Source organism: Pseudomonas sp. NPDC088890 (assembly GCF_044900155.1).
Lineage (GTDB): Bacteria > Pseudomonadota > Gammaproteobacteria > Pseudomonadales > Pseudomonadaceae > Aquipseudomonas > Aquipseudomonas urmiensis.
The window spans coordinates 129,073-146,834 of the sequence record NZ_JBJDNG010000002.1 but is presented as its reverse complement, the minus strand read 5'-3'; the positions used below and the strand labels follow the sequence as shown (position 1 = coordinate 146,834).

General features: G+C 59.7%; 14 protein-coding genes and 2 tRNA genes. 7 read left to right on the top strand and 9 right to left on the bottom strand.

Going from position 1 to position 17,762, the window contains the following annotated elements:
* The first annotated feature begins 137 nt into the window (after positions 1-137).
* Both ACI2JX_RS05490 and ACI2JX_RS05485 read left to right on the top strand, forming a co-directional pair.
* Positions 138-222: transfer RNA gene (locus tag ACI2JX_RS05490), tRNA-Leu, on the top strand.
* A 104-nt stretch (positions 223-326) separates the two neighbouring features.
* On the top strand, positions 327-740 hold the full coding sequence (locus ACI2JX_RS05485) for a DoxX family protein (protein ID WP_264235928.1): 414 nt from the start codon (positions 327-329) through the stop codon (positions 738-740).
* Positions 741-786: 46 nt separating this feature from the next.
* On the opposite strand, the gene ACI2JX_RS05480 is transcribed toward ACI2JX_RS05485, so the two are convergent.
* Positions 787-978, bottom strand: coding sequence for a hypothetical protein (locus tag ACI2JX_RS05480; protein ID WP_404689574.1), 192 nt, complete (start codon positions 976-978; stop codon positions 787-789).
* Between the two features lie 524 nt (positions 979-1,502).
* Here ACI2JX_RS05480 and ACI2JX_RS05475 point away from each other — a divergent pair.
* Positions 1,503-2,102 (top strand): hypothetical protein, encoded by a 600-nt coding sequence (locus ACI2JX_RS05475; RefSeq protein WP_264235926.1) that lies wholly within the window; start codon positions 1,503-1,505, stop codon positions 2,100-2,102.
* Positions 2,103-2,262: 160 nt separating this feature from the next.
* Here ACI2JX_RS05475 and ACI2JX_RS05470 read toward each other — a convergent pair whose 3' ends face one another.
* The 7 genes from ACI2JX_RS05470 to ACI2JX_RS05440 all read right to left on the bottom strand — a co-directional run bounded on the left by ACI2JX_RS05470 (position 2,263) and on the right by ACI2JX_RS05440 (position 13,070).
* On the bottom strand, positions 2,263-2,427 hold the full coding sequence (locus tag ACI2JX_RS05470; protein ID WP_186556739.1) for a hypothetical protein: 165 nt from the start codon (positions 2,425-2,427) through the stop codon (positions 2,263-2,265).
* Positions 2,428-2,657: 230 nt separating this feature from the next.
* Positions 2,658-2,731, bottom strand: a tRNA-Cys gene (locus tag ACI2JX_RS05465).
* A 154-nt stretch (positions 2,732-2,885) separates the two neighbouring features.
* Positions 2,886-3,905, bottom strand: a complete 1,020-nt coding sequence (gene sohB / locus ACI2JX_RS05460; RefSeq protein ID WP_264235925.1) for a protease SohB — start codon at positions 3,903-3,905, stop codon at positions 2,886-2,888.
* 96 nt (positions 3,906-4,001) lie between these two features.
* The gene (locus ACI2JX_RS05455) at positions 4,002-4,556 is read right to left on the bottom strand and encodes a DUF4174 domain-containing protein (protein ID WP_264235924.1); all 555 of its coding nucleotides are present in this window, start codon (positions 4,554-4,556) and stop codon (positions 4,002-4,004) included.
* A 231-nt stretch (positions 4,557-4,787) separates the two neighbouring features.
* Positions 4,788-9,338 (bottom strand): NEL-type E3 ubiquitin ligase domain-containing protein, encoded by a 4,551-nt coding sequence (locus ACI2JX_RS05450; RefSeq protein WP_404689573.1) that lies wholly within the window; start codon positions 9,336-9,338, stop codon positions 4,788-4,790.
* An 81-nt stretch (positions 9,339-9,419) separates the two neighbouring features.
* Positions 9,420-11,780: a DNA polymerase II gene (locus ACI2JX_RS05445; protein ID WP_404689572.1), complete on the bottom strand. Its 2,361-nt coding sequence runs from the start codon at positions 11,778-11,780 to the stop codon at positions 9,420-9,422.
* Positions 11,781-11,858: 78 nt separating this feature from the next.
* Positions 11,859-13,070 (bottom strand): MFS transporter, encoded by a 1,212-nt coding sequence (locus ACI2JX_RS05440; protein WP_264235921.1) that lies wholly within the window; start codon positions 13,068-13,070, stop codon positions 11,859-11,861.
* Positions 13,071-13,191: 121 nt separating this feature from the next.
* On the opposite strand from ACI2JX_RS05440, the gene ACI2JX_RS05435 reads away from it, so the two are divergent.
* Positions 13,192-14,088, top strand: a complete 897-nt coding sequence (locus ACI2JX_RS05435; protein WP_264235920.1) for a LysR family transcriptional regulator — start codon at positions 13,192-13,194, stop codon at positions 14,086-14,088.
* On the opposite strand, the gene ACI2JX_RS05430 is transcribed toward ACI2JX_RS05435, so the two are convergent.
* Positions 14,085-15,005 (bottom strand): LysR substrate-binding domain-containing protein, encoded by a 921-nt coding sequence (locus tag ACI2JX_RS05430; RefSeq protein WP_264235919.1) that lies wholly within the window; start codon positions 15,003-15,005, stop codon positions 14,085-14,087. The genes ACI2JX_RS05435 and ACI2JX_RS05430 overlap by 4 nt on opposite strands.
* Before the next feature lie 160 nt (positions 15,006-15,165).
* Between ACI2JX_RS05430 and ACI2JX_RS05425 the strand changes: the two genes are divergently transcribed.
* Genes ACI2JX_RS05425 through ACI2JX_RS05415 form a run of 3 tightly spaced genes read left to right on the top strand, consistent with a single transcriptional unit; the run spans position 15,166 to position 17,705 of the window.
* Positions 15,166-15,942, top strand: coding sequence for a YqcI/YcgG family protein (locus ACI2JX_RS05425; protein ID WP_186556747.1), 777 nt, complete (start codon positions 15,166-15,168; stop codon positions 15,940-15,942).
* Between the two features lie 2 nt (positions 15,943-15,944).
* Positions 15,945-16,577, top strand: coding sequence for a LysE family translocator (locus ACI2JX_RS05420; protein ID WP_264235918.1), 633 nt, complete (start codon positions 15,945-15,947; stop codon positions 16,575-16,577).
* A 36-nt stretch (positions 16,578-16,613) separates the two neighbouring features.
* Positions 16,614-17,705 (top strand): hypothetical protein, encoded by a 1,092-nt coding sequence (locus ACI2JX_RS05415; protein ID WP_404689571.1) that lies wholly within the window; start codon positions 16,614-16,616, stop codon positions 17,703-17,705.
* The last annotated feature ends 57 nt before the right edge of the window (positions 17,706-17,762 follow it).

Sequence of the window (17,762 nt, the reverse complement as noted above, 5' to 3'; positions counted from 1 at the left end):
AGCCTTGAGAACGCCTCGGTTTGATCGGGCCCTACCAGCCGCTGAGTTGACTCACCTATAACGATGGGTTATAAAGCGCGCTTGATTGTGTGGCCCTTCACTACGAAGCGCCCGGTCCTTGCGGCCCTTTCAAGCGTGCGAGTGTGGTGGAATTGGTATACACAGCAGACTTAAAATCTGTCGGCGTGAGCCTTGCGGGTTCGAGTCCCGCCACTCGCACCAATCTTCTTTGAAAAGGCGCCCATGAGGCGCCTTTTTCATGCCTGGCGCAAAACCTTTGCGCGCCTGCTAGAGTGGAACATGTCTCGGTTCATTGGAATGCCGCCATGCGCTACTCCCTGTTCGACGGTCAACGCGATGCGATAATTCTGCTTGCGCGTATCCTGCTGATGATCCTGTTCGTCATGTCTGGCTGGAGCAAACTCACTGGCTTCGAAGGTACGGTTGGCTACCTCGGCTCACTGGGCGCTCCGGCCCCAACGCTGGCGGCGGCAATCGCGGTGATCATGGAGTTCTTCGTCGCCATCGTGTTGATCCTGGGCTTCTATACTCGGCCGCTGGCGTTTCTGTTTGCCCTGTTCGTGCTTGGAACGGCGCTGATCGGCCATCCCTATTGGAACATGGTCGACCCCGAACGTAGCGCCAACATGACCCAGTTCTTCAAGAACCTGAGTATCGTCGGCGGTCTACTTTTGCTGGCAGTCACTGGGGCTGGACGATTCTCGCTTGATCGTCGCTGAAGACAGCGTACCGAGCTGCGCTGCGTAAGGGCCGTTCAGCGCAGGCTCAGTCGTCGTCGACATCATCATGCCAGGCGGGATGATCCTGCTCATCGAAGTCATCGAGGGTATTTTCATCTTCCTCAATGTCATCTTCCAGGCCCTGGGCATCGGCCTCGGAATCCAGATCCTGGTAGAGAAACTCGTGGTCGAGCAGATGATCATGCTCAGGTTCTGGAAGGTCATCTTCGTCGTGCATGCCGGGCTCCTGAAATAAGCACGCCTGTATAGGCCGTTCAACGGCCGCGGTCAATCACCGAGCCGTTAATGCTGACTTAACTGCCCGACACCAGACTGCAACCTCTCCCTTCAAAACGTCCTTGCCCGCCTCCTGGCGGGCTTTTTTGTGGGCACCATCAGGCACCAGCGCCTACTGCAACGCTGCTGGCTGACATCGGTCTGAGCGCACGCCTGCTCAGCAGAAAGCCCTCAACAGACTGGCGACATGGTCTTCACAAATTTCTGACATCTGCGTAGGCAGAATCATGGTGCTTCGTACGTTCTTTCAACCCGCCCCTTTGCTGGCGGGTTTTCTTTTTCTGCCGGCTTTTCCTCGCCCCGCTAAACACGCCTTCTTGCCCAATCTTGAGGTAGGCCAAGCCGCCCCCAGGCCGACCTGAAGGTTGATTTAGAGCCCAGAATGATGTCATACTAGTATTATTGAAAATCATTCTCAGGGCAGTATTCTGCTGCCTTTTTCCACTTATATCCAAGGAAGGTCTTATGAGACCGCTTCTCTCCCTGGCCGCCAGGATGAGCCTGTGCGTCGCGCTTCCTGCGTGGGCGGCATTTGCCGCTGCTGAATCCGTTACTCCCTGGACCCAGGAACCTACGGATTTTCTCGGCATCGACCTACAGGGCAACTTCCTCGAACAAGTTGAAGAGTGCCCTACCGATAGCGTCAGACCCACCACCCTGTGCCGTGTCACCACCGCGCAACCGAACCAATTCGAAGTTCGTGGACTGCCCTACCTGCCTATCTCGCCAGGCTACAGCCTGATCGCCAGCATCACCGACGGGAAGGTGAATGAGCTGGTTTTCAGCGGCAACGCCAACAGCCTCTATCTGGTCACTGAAATGCTCACTGATCGCTTCGGCGAACCTGGTGTTCAGCAGAGTCACTGGATCAAGATGAGTTCGGGCGCGTCCTATCTGGCCGAGGTCATGAGCTGGAAAGGCGAGAACGTCGCGATCAACTTCCAGCGCCAGGAGAGCGATCTTGGCCGCTATGCGGTAACGATCTCCCCACTTTCCAACACGCCAGCAGCATCAACCGCCGAAGCTTCTACTGAAGTTGTCGAACCGCAGGTGTCAAATCTCTGATCGCGAAGAGCGCTCAACGGCGCCAGGGGGAATCAGGAAAGATCCAATTGCCGAGCCACTGCTGAGGCTCGGCAGATCCTGACCTTTAAACTGCCAATCAGTCGCTGACCAAGCTCAGTGGCCATGATGACCTTGAATGGATCAACCACCCAATTGACTCTCAGGCCTTGGCAGCCTGAGCTTTGGTCCAGTGCACCTTAGGCGCGGCAGGATTAAATCCGCTAACGCCCCTGGCAATTTCCTTGATCGTGCCGCCTTTGGAGAGGAATTGCTCGATTTGCTCATTCAAGCGCAGTTGCGCCTGCTGGGTAGTGGAATGGTACATGCTGACACCTCATTGGTGAGCCACCCAAAGAGAGGACTCGCCCGCCACTATACACCTACTCCCGGCAAGGCAGGCTTAAATGACAAATAAAGCCCAATCGCCGCAAAATTTCTGCAGATCTCGACAAGATACAATCGGCCGGATGGCGCAGGCCCCCGCTTAGCCACTCACAGATTTTCCGACCCACAAAGAAAAACCCCGCAGACGTTAATCTGCGGGGCTTTCGAATATGGAGGCCGAGGTCGGAATCGAACCGGCGTAGACGGATTTGCAATCCGGAGCATAACCACTTTGCTACTCGGCCTCAAAAAGTTCGGATCTAGCGGCTTACGCTTTGCTATCTCCTTGAAACTTAAGCGCTTTTTCAAGCAACCTGCGTTTCGATGGAGGCCATTATGTCTGCATTCGATGTTCCTTGCAACCCCTGAACCGAAAAAATCTTCAAGGGGTTCAAGGTCTTAGCGTAGGCGGCCGAGTTTGCTCCATAAACCCACCAGCGTGTTCTCGACAGTTCCGCTAGCCGCCATGCCAATGCGCTCCTGCAGGCTCTTGCGCTCGGCGAAATGCAGGTGAAACAGATTCGCTTCGCGAGCGCGATCGCTCAGGTACTCGTCACTGGTGCGCAGCTCGTCAACCAGCTTGCGGTTCAATGCAGCGACACCCAACCAGACTTCGCCGGTTGCCACCTCATCAATGTGCAACTGCGGACGATAACGTCCGACAAAATCCTTGAACAGCTGATGGGTGACGTCCAGGTCTTCCTGGAACTTCTCTTTCCCTTTCTCGGTATTTTCGCCAAACACGGTCAAGGTGCGCTTGTATTCACCCGCAGTCAGCACTTCAAAGTCAATGTCGTGCTTTTTCAACAAGCGGTTGACGTTGGGCAGTTGTGCCACGACGCCAATCGAGCCAAGCACGGCGAACGGCGCGCTGATGATCTTTTCGCCGATGCAGGCCATCATGTAACCGCCGCTGGCAGCCACCTTGTCGATACAGATGGTCAGCGGAATACCAGCCTGGCGAATGCGCGCCAGTTGCGAAGCTGCCAGGCCGTAGCTGTGCACCAGGCCGCCGCCGCTCTCCAAGCGCAGCACCACTTCATCTCTAGGGGTGGCGAGCGTGAGCAAAGCAGTAATCTCATTGCGCAGGCTCTCAGTGGCCGAGGCTTTGATATCACCATCGAAGTCGAGCACAAAGACCCGGGCCTTATCCTCAGCCTTGGTCTTCTTGAGCTTTTTATCCGCCTTGGCTTGCTGCTTGCGCAAGGCCTTTAGCTCAGCCTTGTCGTACAGGCCTGACTCTAGACGCTCTCGCAGCTGCTTGTAAAAATCGTTGAGGCGGGTGACCTGCAACTGCCCACCTGGCTTGCGCCGCCCTTTGCCCCGCAGGCCAGCAATGGCCGACAGCACCACCAGAATGGCAATTACCAGGGTTGCGGTCTTGGCGAGAAAGCTTGCGTATTCGGCAAGAAATTCCACAGTAATCCTCAAAGCACAAAATTGATCGCCCATCGTACCTAAGGTTGGGGTGACTTGGGTACGACGGCCTAAGGTTTTAACCGGGGGCTTTGATCCTCAGTCTTCCAACGGCTTGGGAGGCGCCGCGGGCTTGGCCGGTTTGCTCGGTTTAGCGTCCTTTGCCTTGGGCTCGGCCACAGCGGCAGCGACAGGTTCTGGAGCCGTTACGGCTTTCTCGTTAGCGGGCAGTTCGTCTACAGCCTTGATGATCGCCTGCGGGTCGATCTTCTCACCACTGTCATCATCCTTGAGCACGTGCCGCTCGCCGTCCTTGCCCACCAAGATCACCTTGGTGCCTTTGCTTGCGCCTAATTTGAGTTCACGGATCAGGGCCATGGTGGTTTGTTGTTCAAGGTTCTTGTCCTCGCGCATGCCCATCATGTTGGCAACGCTATACAGGACCAGCCCACGCTCCTTGAAAGCAGCCTGGGTAGCAGGATCTTTCAGGGCTTCATTCAATCCACGCAGGGTTGGATCCGCCGAGCTTGGGGCAATGACTACCAAAGGCCGTGCCTTACCCAATTCTTTGGCCAGGGGGGCATCGCTGTCGGCGGCGAACAATGGGCCACTAACGGCGAGCAAGGTGGCGAGGGTCAGTGACCGGACGAGCATGTGCATCTCCTTACTATCTCGATAAATCAGTGACTACAGATCATGGAGAAAAATCCGCTCTGGAGACTAAACCACCTGACAGAGCAAGTGGTTAGAGGAAAAGTTACCGGCGATTTCCAAGCTTTATCCAGACCGGGATATCGGCATCTCCGGAAAATGCCGACACCCAAACAGAGCATAGTTCAAAGCCGCCTGAGGCGAGCTGACATGCCGCTTTCAGCTAGACGATAGTCAACGTACGTGAATTGGCGGGTCCGCCGGTCCCTCCTCCAGGGCGCGGATCGTCACCTCAAGCATCAGCCCTCGACGCGCGGCCAGCTGCTCATCTCTGATCGCGTCCGATTGCAGCTTCTTGTCCTGGTCGGACAATGCCTGATCATCCAAGAGCGCTTCGAGCCGTTCATGAAATGGCTCATCCATGCGACTGAATTCGTCAGCCCGGGCGCGCTCCAGATGGGCCTGCCAAAAATCGCGCTCTACCAACGAACGCGCCAGTCGCTCTTGTGTTTCAGCCTCCAAGACCTGCATATGCGCCTGCTCCAGGCGCGTCTCATCAACTCCGGCAATGGGCCGAAAGCTCATGTCGCCCACCTCCAGCGGTAAGTTCAGGCGTTCACGCAGACCAAGTCGATAAGCAAGGCCAACTTCGCTTTCGTCAGGATTGCCAGCGCGAGCAACGATGTCCTGCACTGCCAAACGATCGACCTCATCCAGACGCCACAGGCGCTTACCCAAGTCCAGCAATGCGCTTTCTGGATCCCCTTGGGTATTGTTCCGGGCATTCCACACCAGGACTTTTAATTCCAGATTACTCAGACACCAGGTAGCACCGTCCTGACAGCCCCATTCATCATTGGCCACGCTGAGCAGTTCATCGCACAGTACCTGGTTGTCAGTCATCAATTGCAGTAACGCCAACACACGTAACGCGACCGGATGAGGTCGACGATGAAAGTCCGCCGAGTGCAGCAACTGGCGCAATACCTGGAAAAAACGCTCTGACTGTGGCCGCTGCTCAATCGCGTCCCAGCGACTAACCATCGAACCGCGATAATCCGGCCCCACGGCATCGCCCCACAGTTCGCGCGCATTGATCGACTGCTCTCCTGCAGCTTCTGCATCGATTGGCTCCATGGGTGCCATCAATGCCCTCTGCAAACGCAAGACCTCAGCCGTCCCGAATGCATTACCAGCCAGGCGGATCCTGCGCCTGACTTGCAACGGCGCTTGATAGAACTGTTCTGGTAAGTGGGTGATGCGGTTGTCGCGCAAGTCCGCGTAATACATCATCGGTCGATCGGTCAGTGCCGAAGGGAGCTGGCTGATGCGGGTGGCGCGCAGGTTCAGCCAGCGCAGTCGGCTCATTCCGCTCAGGGTAAAGGTACGACCCAAGGGGTTATGAGACAGGTCGATGTACTCGAGCCCTTCACAACTGGCTAAAACAGATGCCTGGGCCCGATCCAGGACGATCTGATTGTTGGTCAGCACCAACGAGCGCAGGTGCTGCATCTGTAACAATAGTTGCGGCAGTCGGGTCAAGTGGTTATCACCCAAGTCCAACACCCGCAGGCGACTGAACGCCAACAGGAAACTCGTCGGTATCTCCTCGAGATCCATGTGTAGCAGTGCGAGATTGGATATATGACCGAAGCTGACCCGCGCCGGCAACTGCGGCAAACCTTCTGGCTTGGCCCCATACAGCATCATGTGAAAGTTGGCGTTTGGTTGGCTGGTATCGTAGGGAGCGGCCGTCCGGCGTCGCCAGCCATTGAGCAGCGTCCGCCTGACGAAAACGCGCTCAGCTGCCAGCTCGACGTCGCCCTCCATGACCCAGTTATCCAGGCAACTGTTGAGATCAGCCAGCTCCGCGCGCAGGCTGGCCATGACGATTTCTGGCCTGCGACCAGACTGCAGGACATTCTCGACCCAGGCGATGACTTGCTCGTCAGTGAAGGTAGGAAACAGCTCTCGCAACATCGCGGGCATCGACCTATCTCGACCACACAAGCCACTGGGCGTACACCCTCCCATCAGATAGCCAAGGCGTCCATCTGCCAGGCGTTGCGGTGGGCGGAAGGTGCCACTGCGCTGCACTCGGGTAAATAGCTGGGCGACCTCTTCGCGCCGCTGTACAGCCTGGCGCGCCAGCAGCACACGCAAGTTGTGCGAGAACGGCTCGCCAATACCCATGGAGGCCCACTGCTGCGCGGTTCGGGCACTCGCCATCACTTCGAACAACTCGCCTGCCACGCCGTCGGCCTGCCCTTGAGCATCCAGGCGCAGGAATCGGCCACTGACATGTGCCAGATCCAGCGTTTGCCCACCTTCCTCCGTCGCCAGCAATAAGGGCCCATGGACATCGCCTTCAAACAAGCGCCAGCGAACCCGCGGTGCGGCCCCGGCAAGATGCTTGAACATGCCAAGGGCTATCCTGGCCAAATCTGCAGTCTGTGGCGTATCCAGGTAGAACGCTTCATAGCCACGGACCGCGCGGATGGCCAGCGAACTGGCCCGCGCAGCCTCGGCCAGGCGCAAAGGGATCCGCCCACTTTCCAGCAGGCGGCGCCGGTCATTGCTGATCGCCGCCTCTATCAGCTCATCGGCAGCCGGCTGGTGCAGGCTTGGGAAAACCCGCCGCAGCGCGCTGCTGGCAGGGCTTTGAGTGGCTTGCATGGCATCGTAAAGGCGCTGGAACAACTGCCGACGTTCAGACCAGGCCAGTTCGGCAAGCGCCTGATCAGAAAGCCCGGACGCTCCGGTCAATCTTTGCGCATGCTGGAGCACAGTAATGTCCTCAACCTTTTTGCCTGAACGCAAGTGACCAACCAAGCGGCGAATACGCGCATCCAACCGGCAGCGCAACACGCTGTCGAGCAGTCCCGCCAGCGCAGGCTTGTCACTCACATGCAGCGCCCGCAGATGATCGGCCTCAAGACCATGACAGCTCAAAACTTGATCGATCTGCTCGTCATCCAGTCCAATAAAATTGCCACCTAGACGCCGAAATAGATGAAATCTGTCGTCCCATTCAGCCGGCTGCTCGTGCCACAGACGCCAGGCGCCCGCCCCATTGCTCTGCAGTTGCGGACCATGCCCATCAATCGGGCGCAGTTGCCAAGGTCGATGGGGACCAGGGCGGATGACTGGATAGGTATGGCCGTCCATCTCGATCCAAGACTGGCCATGCAGATGCTGGATTCCCTGCGCATCAACCGCTGCTTCACTGGGGGTTATAGAACTGCGAAAGGGCATCAGATCTTGCCGCCACAATTTCGTGCTGCCATCCTCCAACCGTGCGGGTACTAGGTTGTCGACCAGCACAGAGCGATTCCATATCCGTCGCACTGCCGTTACACCGACAGCAGTGGCGGCGATTGTCGCAAGATCGACTGCAACATTGTGCAGGTGCTCAAGCGCTTCGCTGGTGTCACCCTCACGCCATGTCTCAATACCGTGGTAAACCTCGCCCAGCAATTCCCAGGCCGTCACCGCCAGTAGCACGATGCCAATCTCCGGAACAAACAATCCTGCGATATTGACCAGCGTCCAGCCTTCGGCAGCCAAACGCTGGTCATGCATACGCTGAATTTCACGATCAAGCTGGGCAACGGGCGTTGCAATCAGCGCCGCATCATCCTTGATCTGGCGGATACGCGCACGCGCCAGGCTGTTGAACAGGGGCACCGGATACGGCTCTAGGTGCTCCTGCAAGTCGAAACTGGCCCAGACAGGCAAGTCTGCATAGGCAGGAATGATGACGGAAAAGAACGCCTGACTGTCGCGCAGGCGCACAAACCGCCTGAAAAACTGCAGATAAGCGTTGCTCCGAAAGCGCTGGCCGAGGGCTCTGGACATCCGGGTCAAACTTGAGAATTTGCTCCAAGCGCCATAGGGATCACCTGGGATGTACAACAGTATCTGGCGGGTGGTATTAAAAAGCGGACCCTGGTCGATGACCTCGAGCACGACAATTTGCTCCAGCATGCACCCTACCAGGCGCAACTGCTTGGCTACCACCAGATCTCCAGCCAGACGCCTCGTTTTGCCCTCGAACGACATCCCCAGTACCAACTGCAACTCGCTATCATCCAAGATGCCCGTGAACCGCGCCTGATAGGCATCTACCGCCATGGCGTAGCGGTATGCGTCGACCAGCAGCGACTCCACACCTTTTGGATCATCGCTTGGAATGAGAACAGCGCTGAGGTGACGCTGGTAGTGTTCACCCAGGTCGAGCTCGCGACACAACGCGGCAAACTCGATCGCAGTGGGTGCCGGGCGCTTTCCCTGGCGACTGATAAGCAGGCGATTACCACTAGGCTGGCCGTCAGCCTTGGCCTGCTTGGCGGTGAAGTTGCGCATGGCGACTTCGAGCAAGGGTTTCTCTTCGTACACGACTTTGGTGAGATGGCTACCCACCGGTTGCGCATTGATGATTGGCTCACCGTGGCCTTGTAAAAACCTCAAACGCCGCACGTTGTATCCTGGTGCATATCGCTCGTCCAATTCGGTCTGCAGGGCGGATGCGACGAAATCGTCAATGTTGTCTACTCGCGCAAGCATTCGAGCCAACTGCTGACGATATTCCAGGCTTTTACTCAGTGCCTCGCCCAATACGATCATCTGGTCGACCGGGACCTTGACCAGCCAATTGGGTAAGCGCTTGCCGATGATGCTGTCCTGAAACGCTGCCGCTGTGTTGCGCAGCGTCTGAAGCCGTGGATCGTCCGCGCTTGCGGTGGCTTTATCGGTGTTTGCTGGTGATACCTGGTCGGCACCCATGGGCAGGACCTCCTGTGAGTTTAAACCGACCAGCCTAAGGATCGCTGCACAGGAGAAGAGCTAAATATCTACTACGGGCGCTCAGAACAACAGCAGTTGCCGATCGGTCAGCGCGGCAAAGTCATCGTCGACAAAAGGCAGAATGGCGTCGGCAACCGGTTGAAGCTGGCGACTGAGGTAGTGATCGTAGTCAATCGGCGATTGCAGGTTCTCCAACGGTTCAGGCCCTGCCGTGGTGATGATATAGCTGATCCAACCGCCATTCTGGTATTGCCGTGGTCGGCCCAGACGCAGATTGAATTCATCGGCCAGTCGCGCGGCGCGCACATGCGGCGGGACGTTGCGTTGGTAGTCAGCCAGTGGCCGGCGCAGGCGTTTGCGGTAGATCAGCAGCTGATCCTGCTCGCCACCCAGGGTGGCACGCACATACTCCCGCACATAGTCGCGATAGGGCTGGCCACGGAAGATCCGCTCATAGAGCTCCTGCTGAAATTGCCTGGCCAGCGGCGACCAGTCGGTACGCACCGACTCCAGGCCTTTGTAGACCATCTGCTGCTGGCCATCGACACGCTGCACCAGGCCGGCATAGCGCTTTTTGCTGCCCTCTTCAGCGCCACGAATGGTCGGCATCAAAAAGCGCCGATAATGCGTTTCGAACTGCAACTCCAAAGCACACTCCAGGCCCATGCTCTGGCGTAGATGCTCTCGCCACCACTGATTGACCTTGGCCACCAGCGCGCGGCCAATGCGCGCCGCAGCCTGTTCATCGTGGGCGCTTTTTAGCCAGACAAAGGTGGAGTCGGTATCGCCATAGATCACATCGAAGCCCTCGGCTTCGATCAGCGCGCGGGTCTGGCGCATGATCTGGTGGCCGCGCATGGTGATCGACGAGGCCAGGCGCGGATCGAAGAAACGACAGCCGCTAGAGCCGAGCACACCATAGAAGGCATTCATGATGATCTTCAGCGCTTGAGACAGCGGCGCGTTATCGGCGCGCTTGGCCGCCTCGCGGCCCTGCCACACCCGCTCGACGATAGCCGGCAGGCAGTGGCGAGCGCGCGAAAAACGCCCCCCGCGAAAGCCCTCTACCGAGTGATCATCGTCGGGCTGACGCAAGCCTTCGACCAAGCCCACCGGATCGATCAGGAAGGTACGAATGATCGATGGGTAAAGGCTTTTGTAATCCAGCACCAGTACCGAGTCGTACAGACCAGGTCGCGAGTCCATGACGAAGCCGCCCGGGCTGGCTTCATCAGGTCGACTGCCCAGGTTCGGCGCGACGTAGCCCAACCGGTGCATGTGGGGAATGTACAAATGGCTGAACGCAGCTACCGAACCGCCGCTGCGGTCCACCGGCAAACCGGTGACAGTAGAACGCTCAAGCAAAAATTCGAGCAGCCGGGTGTGGGCAAAGATCCGCGTGACCAACTCGCAGTCCTTGAGGTTATAACGGGCCAAGGCCGGTTTATCCTCGGCGAACATGCGGTTGATCTCATCCATGCGCTGGTAGGGCGTATCGATCGCCTTGCCCTCGCCAAGCAAGGTCTGGGCAACGTTTTCCAGGCTGAACGAAGGAAAGCTCCAGGTCGCCGAGCGCAGCGCCTCGATACCGTCGATCAACAGCCGGCCCGGGGCGTCGGCGAACACATGGTTGCGGCCTGAATGGGCGCGCAAGGTCATTGACGCACCATTGCGCCCCAAGGCCAACGGTACGTGCAGCCGGGCGGCGTGCTCATGCAGCAGGCGCAGGTCGAACTGCACCAGGTTCCAACCAATGATTGCATCGGGGTCGTGATCGGCCATCCACTGGTTCAGGCAACGCAGCAGCTGCGCGCGGTCGTCGCAGTACTGCAGATCGAAATCCAAGCCGCTGGCCTCGCCATTGGCCGGGCCGAGCATGTACACCTGGCGCTGGCCGCACCCTTGCAGGGCGATGCTGTACAGCTCGCCGCGCTCAGTGGTTTCGATATCCAGCGACACCAGGCGCAGCGGCGGGCGGTAGTCGGGGTGCGGCTTGAGTTGGGCGTCGCAGAGCACGCCATGGGCATCGGGCTTGCCATCGAACAGCACCGGCGCGGTGATGAAGCGCTCCATCAGGTAGCGCTCCGGCGGGCGGATATCGGCCTCGTAGACCTCGACCCCGGCGCCACGCAGACGCTGTTCCAACTGCATCAACTGGCGATGCTGGCGGCAATACAGGCCAAGTACCGGACGCTGCTCGAAGTCACGTAGACGCAGTGGCTTGAGCTCAACGCCCTGCTCATCCTTGAGCAGGGCACGGGCATGCGCGGCATGGATCGCTGGAATGAACGCAACCGACGCCTGAACCGCCAGGCGCAGCTGGCGCGGGCCTTGGTCAGTGGCCAACCAGAACTCCACGCAGGTGCCCTCGGGCGTGTCATGCCAGTGCCGGGTGAGAACGAAACCCTGCTGCAACTCCACCGCGTTGAACTCCACACATTGATAGGCGCCGATTCTACCTTGTTGCGGCGTTGTCGACCTTATCGCCAGCCGTTCGCTTCAGCGCCCGCCCGCGACGAATCCGGCCCGGCGACCCGACCAGGCGAGAATCCCGGCCAGCGCGATCATCACCAGCACCACACTGCCAAACGCGCCGACCCCGCTACCGCTAAGCAACAAGCCACCTGCCACGCCACCCAAAGCAATCGCGCTATTCCACACGGTCACCAACATCGACTGGGCGACATCACCGCCCTCACCTGCGGCATCTGCACAGGCCGTTTGCAGCAGGGTCGGCGCGCCGCCGTAGGTCAGCCCCCAGAGCGCTACGCTCACGTGCACCCAACCAGGCGTCGGCGCCTCCTGGCCAAGCGCCAGGGTTGCCAAGGCAAAACCTGCCAAGCTCAACAACACCAGCAGTCGCAAGTGACGATCGACCCACAGGCCAACCACCACGATGCCCAGCAACGCCGCCAGGCCAAAGGTCAGCAGCACCAGGCCAGTGTCCGCCGCCATGCCTGCTGCCGCCAACAGCGGCACGATGTAGGTGTAAAGGATGTTATGACCCAGAACCCACGCCAGGATGACCAGCAAAACGACTGCCACACCGGGTGTGCGCAACACCTGCAAGGCTCCGGCGCGCTGCCCTGGCGCCTGTCCAGGGAAATCCGGCACCGCCCGCAATACCCACAGCGCCAACACTACCGACGCCAGGGTAACCAGCACAAAAGTCGCGCGCCAGCCCAGCCACTCACCTAGCCAGGTGCCAACCGGCACCCCCAGCGATAGCGCAATCGGCGCGCCGACCATGGCCACTGCCATCGCCTTGCCCTGGCGCGCCACCGGCACCATGCGCCGGGCATGCCCGGCGATCAGCCCCCACGCCAAACCCGCGGCGGCCCCCGTAAGAAAGCGCGCCACCAGGGTCAGGCCATTGGATTCGGAGATCGCCGTCAAACCGTTGAACACAATGAACCCAGCAATCGCCAGCAGCAGCGTGCGCCGCCGCCACCAGCCCTGGGTCAGGGTCACCAAGGGGATCGCGGTCAGCAGCGAACCCAAGGCATAGGCGGTAACCCATTGCCCGGCCATCGCCTGGCTGATTTGCATACCACCGGCAATCTGGCCGAGCAGTCCGGCCGGCAGGGTCTCGCTGAGAATGGCGATAAAGCCGGTCATGGCCAGCGCGAGCAGGCCACTGAGCGGCAAGCGCTGCGCTGAGGAGGGAGTATCGGCCGCTGTCGCGATGGCCGCTTGAGAAGTCTGGTGCATGGCAAGAACGCCTCATGTTGCTGATCAAGAGGCAGGCATCTTGCGTCGGTGTAGATTACGGAAAAAGATGGGTAGAATTCCGCTCACCTCGGACGTTGATGTCCGTAATCGGGAGCAGCACATGGACAGCCTCAGCGGCTTTGTGGTCTTCAACCGGGTCGCCGAAACCCGCAGTTTCGTCGCCGCCGGGCAATCGCTGGGCATCAGTGCATCGGCGGTGGGCAAGCGGGTGGCGAGGCTGGAGGCGCGTCTGGGAGTACGCTTGTTCCATCGCAGCACGCGCAGCATCACCCTGACCGCCGAGGGCACGCTGTTCCTGGAACGCAGTCGGCGCATCCTGGCGGAGATAGAAGCCACTGAGCAGGCGCTGTCGCAGGCCAGCGAAACACCGAGCGGGCGGCTGCGAGTCAGCCTGCCGCAGGTTACCGGCTTAGTGATGCCGGCCCTTGCCGACTTCATGGCGTTGTACCCACAGATCGAACTGGACCTGGATTTCAGCGACCGCATGGTCGATATCATCGGCGAAGGCTTCGACGTGGTCATGCGCGGCGGCCAGCCGGTGGATTCGCGGCTCAATGCCAAATTCCTCGGCCACTTCCAGCATCGCCTGGTAGCCTCGCCGCAGTACCTGCGCGAACGCGGCGTGCCGGACCATCCGCGTGACCTGAGCGGCCATACCTGCCTGCACTACCGTTTCCCCAGCAACGGCAAGCTGGAGAGCTGGCCACTGCGCCGCGAACATCCCGAGCAGGCCTATGACATCCCCATCTCGATGGTCTGCAACCATGTCGAGACACGCATCTGCTTCGCCCTCAACCACCGCGGCATTACCTGCCTGCCAGATTTCAACGTGCGCAAGGAAGTGGCCAGCGGCAGCCTGGTGAGCGTGCTCGACGACTTCATGGAGCGGCGCGGCAGCTTCTACCTGCTGTGGCCCTCAGGTCGGCAGATGCCGCCGAAGCTGCGGGTTTTTATCGACTTCATGCTGCAGCGGGTGTTCCAGGAACCGCAGGCCTAGCCATACAGGTAGTTGATCTCCTTGGAGGCCAGCGGCGGCACCTGGGCCAGGAGAAAATCGCGCAGGCGCTGCATCTGCCGGGCCTTGGGGCTGGCTTTGAGCCAGGTCATGTAATAGCCATCACCGGTGGCCACGGCGTGCTTGAACGGCGTGACCAAGCGCCCGGCGCCGATATCGGCACTGGCCAGCACCAGGTCGACCACGGAAATCCCCAGCCCCTGCTGGGCCGCCGAGATACCTTGATCGAGTGTGTCGAACACCTGGCCCTGGTCGATGCTGATGTCCAGCGCGTCCATCCGCGCCAGCCAGCGCCGCCAGTCGCGCCGGTCGGTCGAGGGATGGAGAAACTCGCACTGCTTGAGCGCCGACAGAGCGGGGGCATCGTCCTGCAGGTAGTCGGGATGGCAGACCGGGATCAGCCATTCATCAAACAGCTTGAAGCTCTCGACGTCGGCCGCAAAGCGTCCGTTGGCCAGAAGGATGGCGCAGTCGTAGGGCTCGGAATAGAAATCGACGCTGTCGATGTCCATCCACACGCTCGACAGTTGCACGCTGCAACTGTTCTCGACCTTCTTGAACGCATCCAGCGCCCGCAGCAGCCAGCGCACGGTCAAGGTCGACGGCGCTTTGAGGCGCAGGCCATAGCGGTCCTGACGCAATAGCGCGCAAGCGTTCTCGATGATCTTGAAGCCGACCTTGAGCTCCTGGGCCAACAGCCGGCCGTGCTCGGTCAGGCGCAATTTGGGGCCGCGTCGCTCGAACAAATCGCAGCCAAACAGCGACTCGAGGGTCTTGATGTGATGGCTCACTGCGCCTTGGGTCAGCGCCAGCTCCTCTGCCGCGCGGGTGAACGAGCCATAGCGCGAGGCCACTTCGAAGGCGCGCAGCGCATGCAGTGCCTGAATCCGTTCCGACATCGATCGCCTTCCCAATCATGAGTGAGACTAATAGTAGGTCATAGTTCCAGGCGTTTTACAACTGCAAGTGGTTCTCAGAAAATGCTTGAAAACAACAAATACATAGAGCGAAACCGCCTAACTAACGGCGGAAATGATTATTAGAACTCCTGGGGAAACCATGTTTACGGGTTACGGAAACTGCTATCGCTTGGATGCGCTAGAGCTGGCCAATGAACATGTCCAGAATGCCAATCACTGGACGTACAAAACTATCCAACATTTTCGCGACATTCTCGCCAACCCCGACTTTCCCTGCCTGTTCGGGCGCAAGGCGGTAGCCGCCAAGACCTGTCACATCGTCTTCGCCCGCGCCGAGCACATGGCCGACGACATGGCTCAGGGCCTGGCCGATTATGTCCGCACCATCGAACCGATCCCGCTCAAGCAGCGCATCGGCACGCCACTGCTGGTGTTTCTCGAAACGGCCCCCGGCGGCAGCCTTGAGCAACAGCAGGCACTGGCCTGGAAAGTCCTGCAGGGCGTGCATGCGCGCGACCCCCAACCCTGGCCGCAGGACGTGCCCGGTGACCCGCATGACAGCCAATGGTCATTCTGCTTCGCCGGCATGCCGCTGTTCATCAACATGAACTTTCCCGCCCACCGCGTGATGAAGAGCCGCAACCTGGGTGACAGCATCGTGTTTGTGATCAACCCACGGGAAAGCTTCGACGAAGTAGCCAGCGCTGCCACCGAAAGCGGCCAGCGCATTCGCGGCAAGATCCGCGAGCGGGTGAGGCACTACAACGATGGCGTGATGCCCGACTCCCTGGGCTTCTTCGGCCAACAAGACAACTACGAGTGGAAGCAATACCAGTTGCAGGAGCACGGCTCGCTGAACCCTGCACGTTGCCCTTTCCACGCCCATGCGACACCCGACACATTGATCGAGAACTGACCGTGAATACCGCATTGACTGCCACTTACGCCCTGACCGTGCTGCTGCTGATCGCCACCCCTGGCCCGGTCGTCGCGCTGATCGTCAACACTGCCGCCGCCTCCGGGTCGCGCAAAGCCCTGTTTACCGCGATCGGCACCAACTGGGCGTCGCTGGTGCTGATTGGCGCCGCAGCCTGGATCATCATGACCAGCGCCGCCATCGACAAGGTCTGGCTCAACGGCATGAGTTTGCTGGGCTGCCTGTTCATCGGCTACATCGCCGTCGCCACGCTGCGTGAAGCATTGCATGCCCCGGTAGCCGACACCGAGATGGCGCCAGCGCCGGTAAAACCGGGGCGTGGCGGCTTGCTGCAAGGGTTCATGGTGGGCATCTCCAACCCCAAGGACATCATCTTCTTCATCTCCTTCTTCCCCCAGTTCATCCAGATCACCGAGTCGTTCGAAAAGAGCATGGTGGTGCTGTCATTGCTGTGGATCGCCATCGATTTCGCCGTGCTCAGCCTGTACATCTTCGCCATCGGCAAGATTGCCTCGCAGCGCAGCAACCGCCTGATCAGCCTGGCTTCGGGCGTGGCCTTGCTGCTGATTGCCGCTGGCGGCCTGCTCTACAACCTCAAGGAGCTGACGGCCTGACGCGGCCGCCGAACTCCCCACCCACAAGGAACGCCCATGAGACCGATCGACACCGCTACGGACGTCCTGGGCGCGCCCCTCCCCTTGCAGGAGGACTACCAACGCTTCCTGCAACTGGGCAGTCGCCGAGCCCCGCATACCCTATATATGCACGAGCGTGCCTATCGCTCCGACACGATCAATACCGATGCGCTAGGCCTGCGCTACAGCCACTGTGCGGGCAAGCGCTACTCGCCCGCCGAGCGCGGCGCCAGTGCCCGGGTCAACCTGTTGGTAGGCGGATCGACCGCACTAGGCATCGGCGCCAGCAACGATGAACACACGGTGGCCTCGCACCTGTCGATGCTCACCGGCGAAGTCTGGTTGAGCCTGGCCGGGTGTGGCCTCAATGCCACTCAAGAATTGCTGATGTTTCTCAGTCACCAGCATCGCTTGGGCAACATTGGCCACGTGGTGGTTCTGAGCGGGCTGAACACCCTCGCCCAGGAAGCCTTGGGCGAAATCATGGCGGCCGGTCATGCGCAGCACCAGGGCGGCGCCTATCAGAGCTACCTGAACAGCTTCAACGAAGGCGTACCGATGCTCGACACGCCGCGCCGCGAATCGCTGTGGCAGCGCCTGGGCCAGGCCCTGCTGCCGCGTCATGAGGCGCCACCCCCCGACTGGTCACTGCCCGCACCGGACAAACGCCTGATGCGCGCCGCCGACTGCATCGGGCGCACTCTGCGCCAATGGGATCGCCTGCTGGCCGACAGCCACGCCACCCTGACCTTCATTCTCCAGCCATTGTTGCCCTGGTGCCGGGAAAGCTTGCCCGATGGCGAGCAACGGATGATGGCGGCGCAACGTCAACCGACCAACTTCGATCGCCTGCTGGCAGACGTGCAGGACAGTCAACAGCATGTAGCCTTTTTCCGAAGAATTAAAAGCGAAGCCGAGGCGGTGCCCTGCTACGACATGAACAGCATGCTCAGCAGCTCACCGGTTTTTGGCCAGTCGCTGTTCGTCGATCGCCTGCATTTCAATGACTTAGGCAACAATGCCCTGGCCAAGGTGATCACCGCAAAGCTGGGCCTGGCCCAGGAAAAGTACAGCCAACGCAAAGTGACGCCGATCAAGCTCGTCTGATAAACGCGGCAATGGTCTTTCGGCAGGGGCCTTGGGGTGGCTAGAATACGCCGTCGT

What these genes read in the sequence shown, in the direction of transcription:
- ACI2JX_RS05485 (WP_264235928.1), top strand. Translation starts at nt 327, where the DNA reads ATGCGCTACTCCCTGTTCGACGGTCAACGCGATGCGATAATTCTGCTT.
- ACI2JX_RS05480 (WP_404689574.1), bottom strand. Translation starts at nt 978, where the DNA reads ATGCACGACGAAGATGACCTTCCAGAACCTGAGCATGATCATCTGCTC.
- ACI2JX_RS05475 (WP_264235926.1), top strand. Translation starts at nt 1,503, where the DNA reads ATGAGACCGCTTCTCTCCCTGGCCGCCAGGATGAGCCTGTGCGTCGCG.
- ACI2JX_RS05470 (WP_186556739.1), bottom strand. Translation starts at nt 2,427, where the DNA reads ATGTACCATTCCACTACCCAGCAGGCGCAACTGCGCTTGAATGAGCAA.
- ACI2JX_RS05455 (WP_264235924.1), bottom strand. Translation starts at nt 4,556, where the DNA reads ATGCTCGTCCGGTCACTGACCCTCGCCACCTTGCTCGCCGTTAGTGGC.
- ACI2JX_RS05450 (WP_404689573.1), bottom strand. Translation starts at nt 9,338, where the DNA reads ATGGGTGCCGACCAGGTATCACCAGCAAACACCGATAAAGCCACCGCA.
- ACI2JX_RS05440 (WP_264235921.1), bottom strand. Translation starts at nt 13,070, where the DNA reads ATGCACCAGACTTCTCAAGCGGCCATCGCGACAGCGGCCGATACTCCC.
- ACI2JX_RS05435 (WP_264235920.1), top strand. Translation starts at nt 13,192, where the DNA reads ATGGACAGCCTCAGCGGCTTTGTGGTCTTCAACCGGGTCGCCGAAACC.
- ACI2JX_RS05430 (WP_264235919.1), bottom strand. Translation starts at nt 15,005, where the DNA reads ATGTCGGAACGGATTCAGGCACTGCATGCGCTGCGCGCCTTCGAAGTG.
- ACI2JX_RS05425 (WP_186556747.1), top strand. Translation starts at nt 15,166, where the DNA reads ATGTTTACGGGTTACGGAAACTGCTATCGCTTGGATGCGCTAGAGCTG.
- ACI2JX_RS05415 (WP_404689571.1), top strand. Translation starts at nt 16,614, where the DNA reads ATGAGACCGATCGACACCGCTACGGACGTCCTGGGCGCGCCCCTCCCC.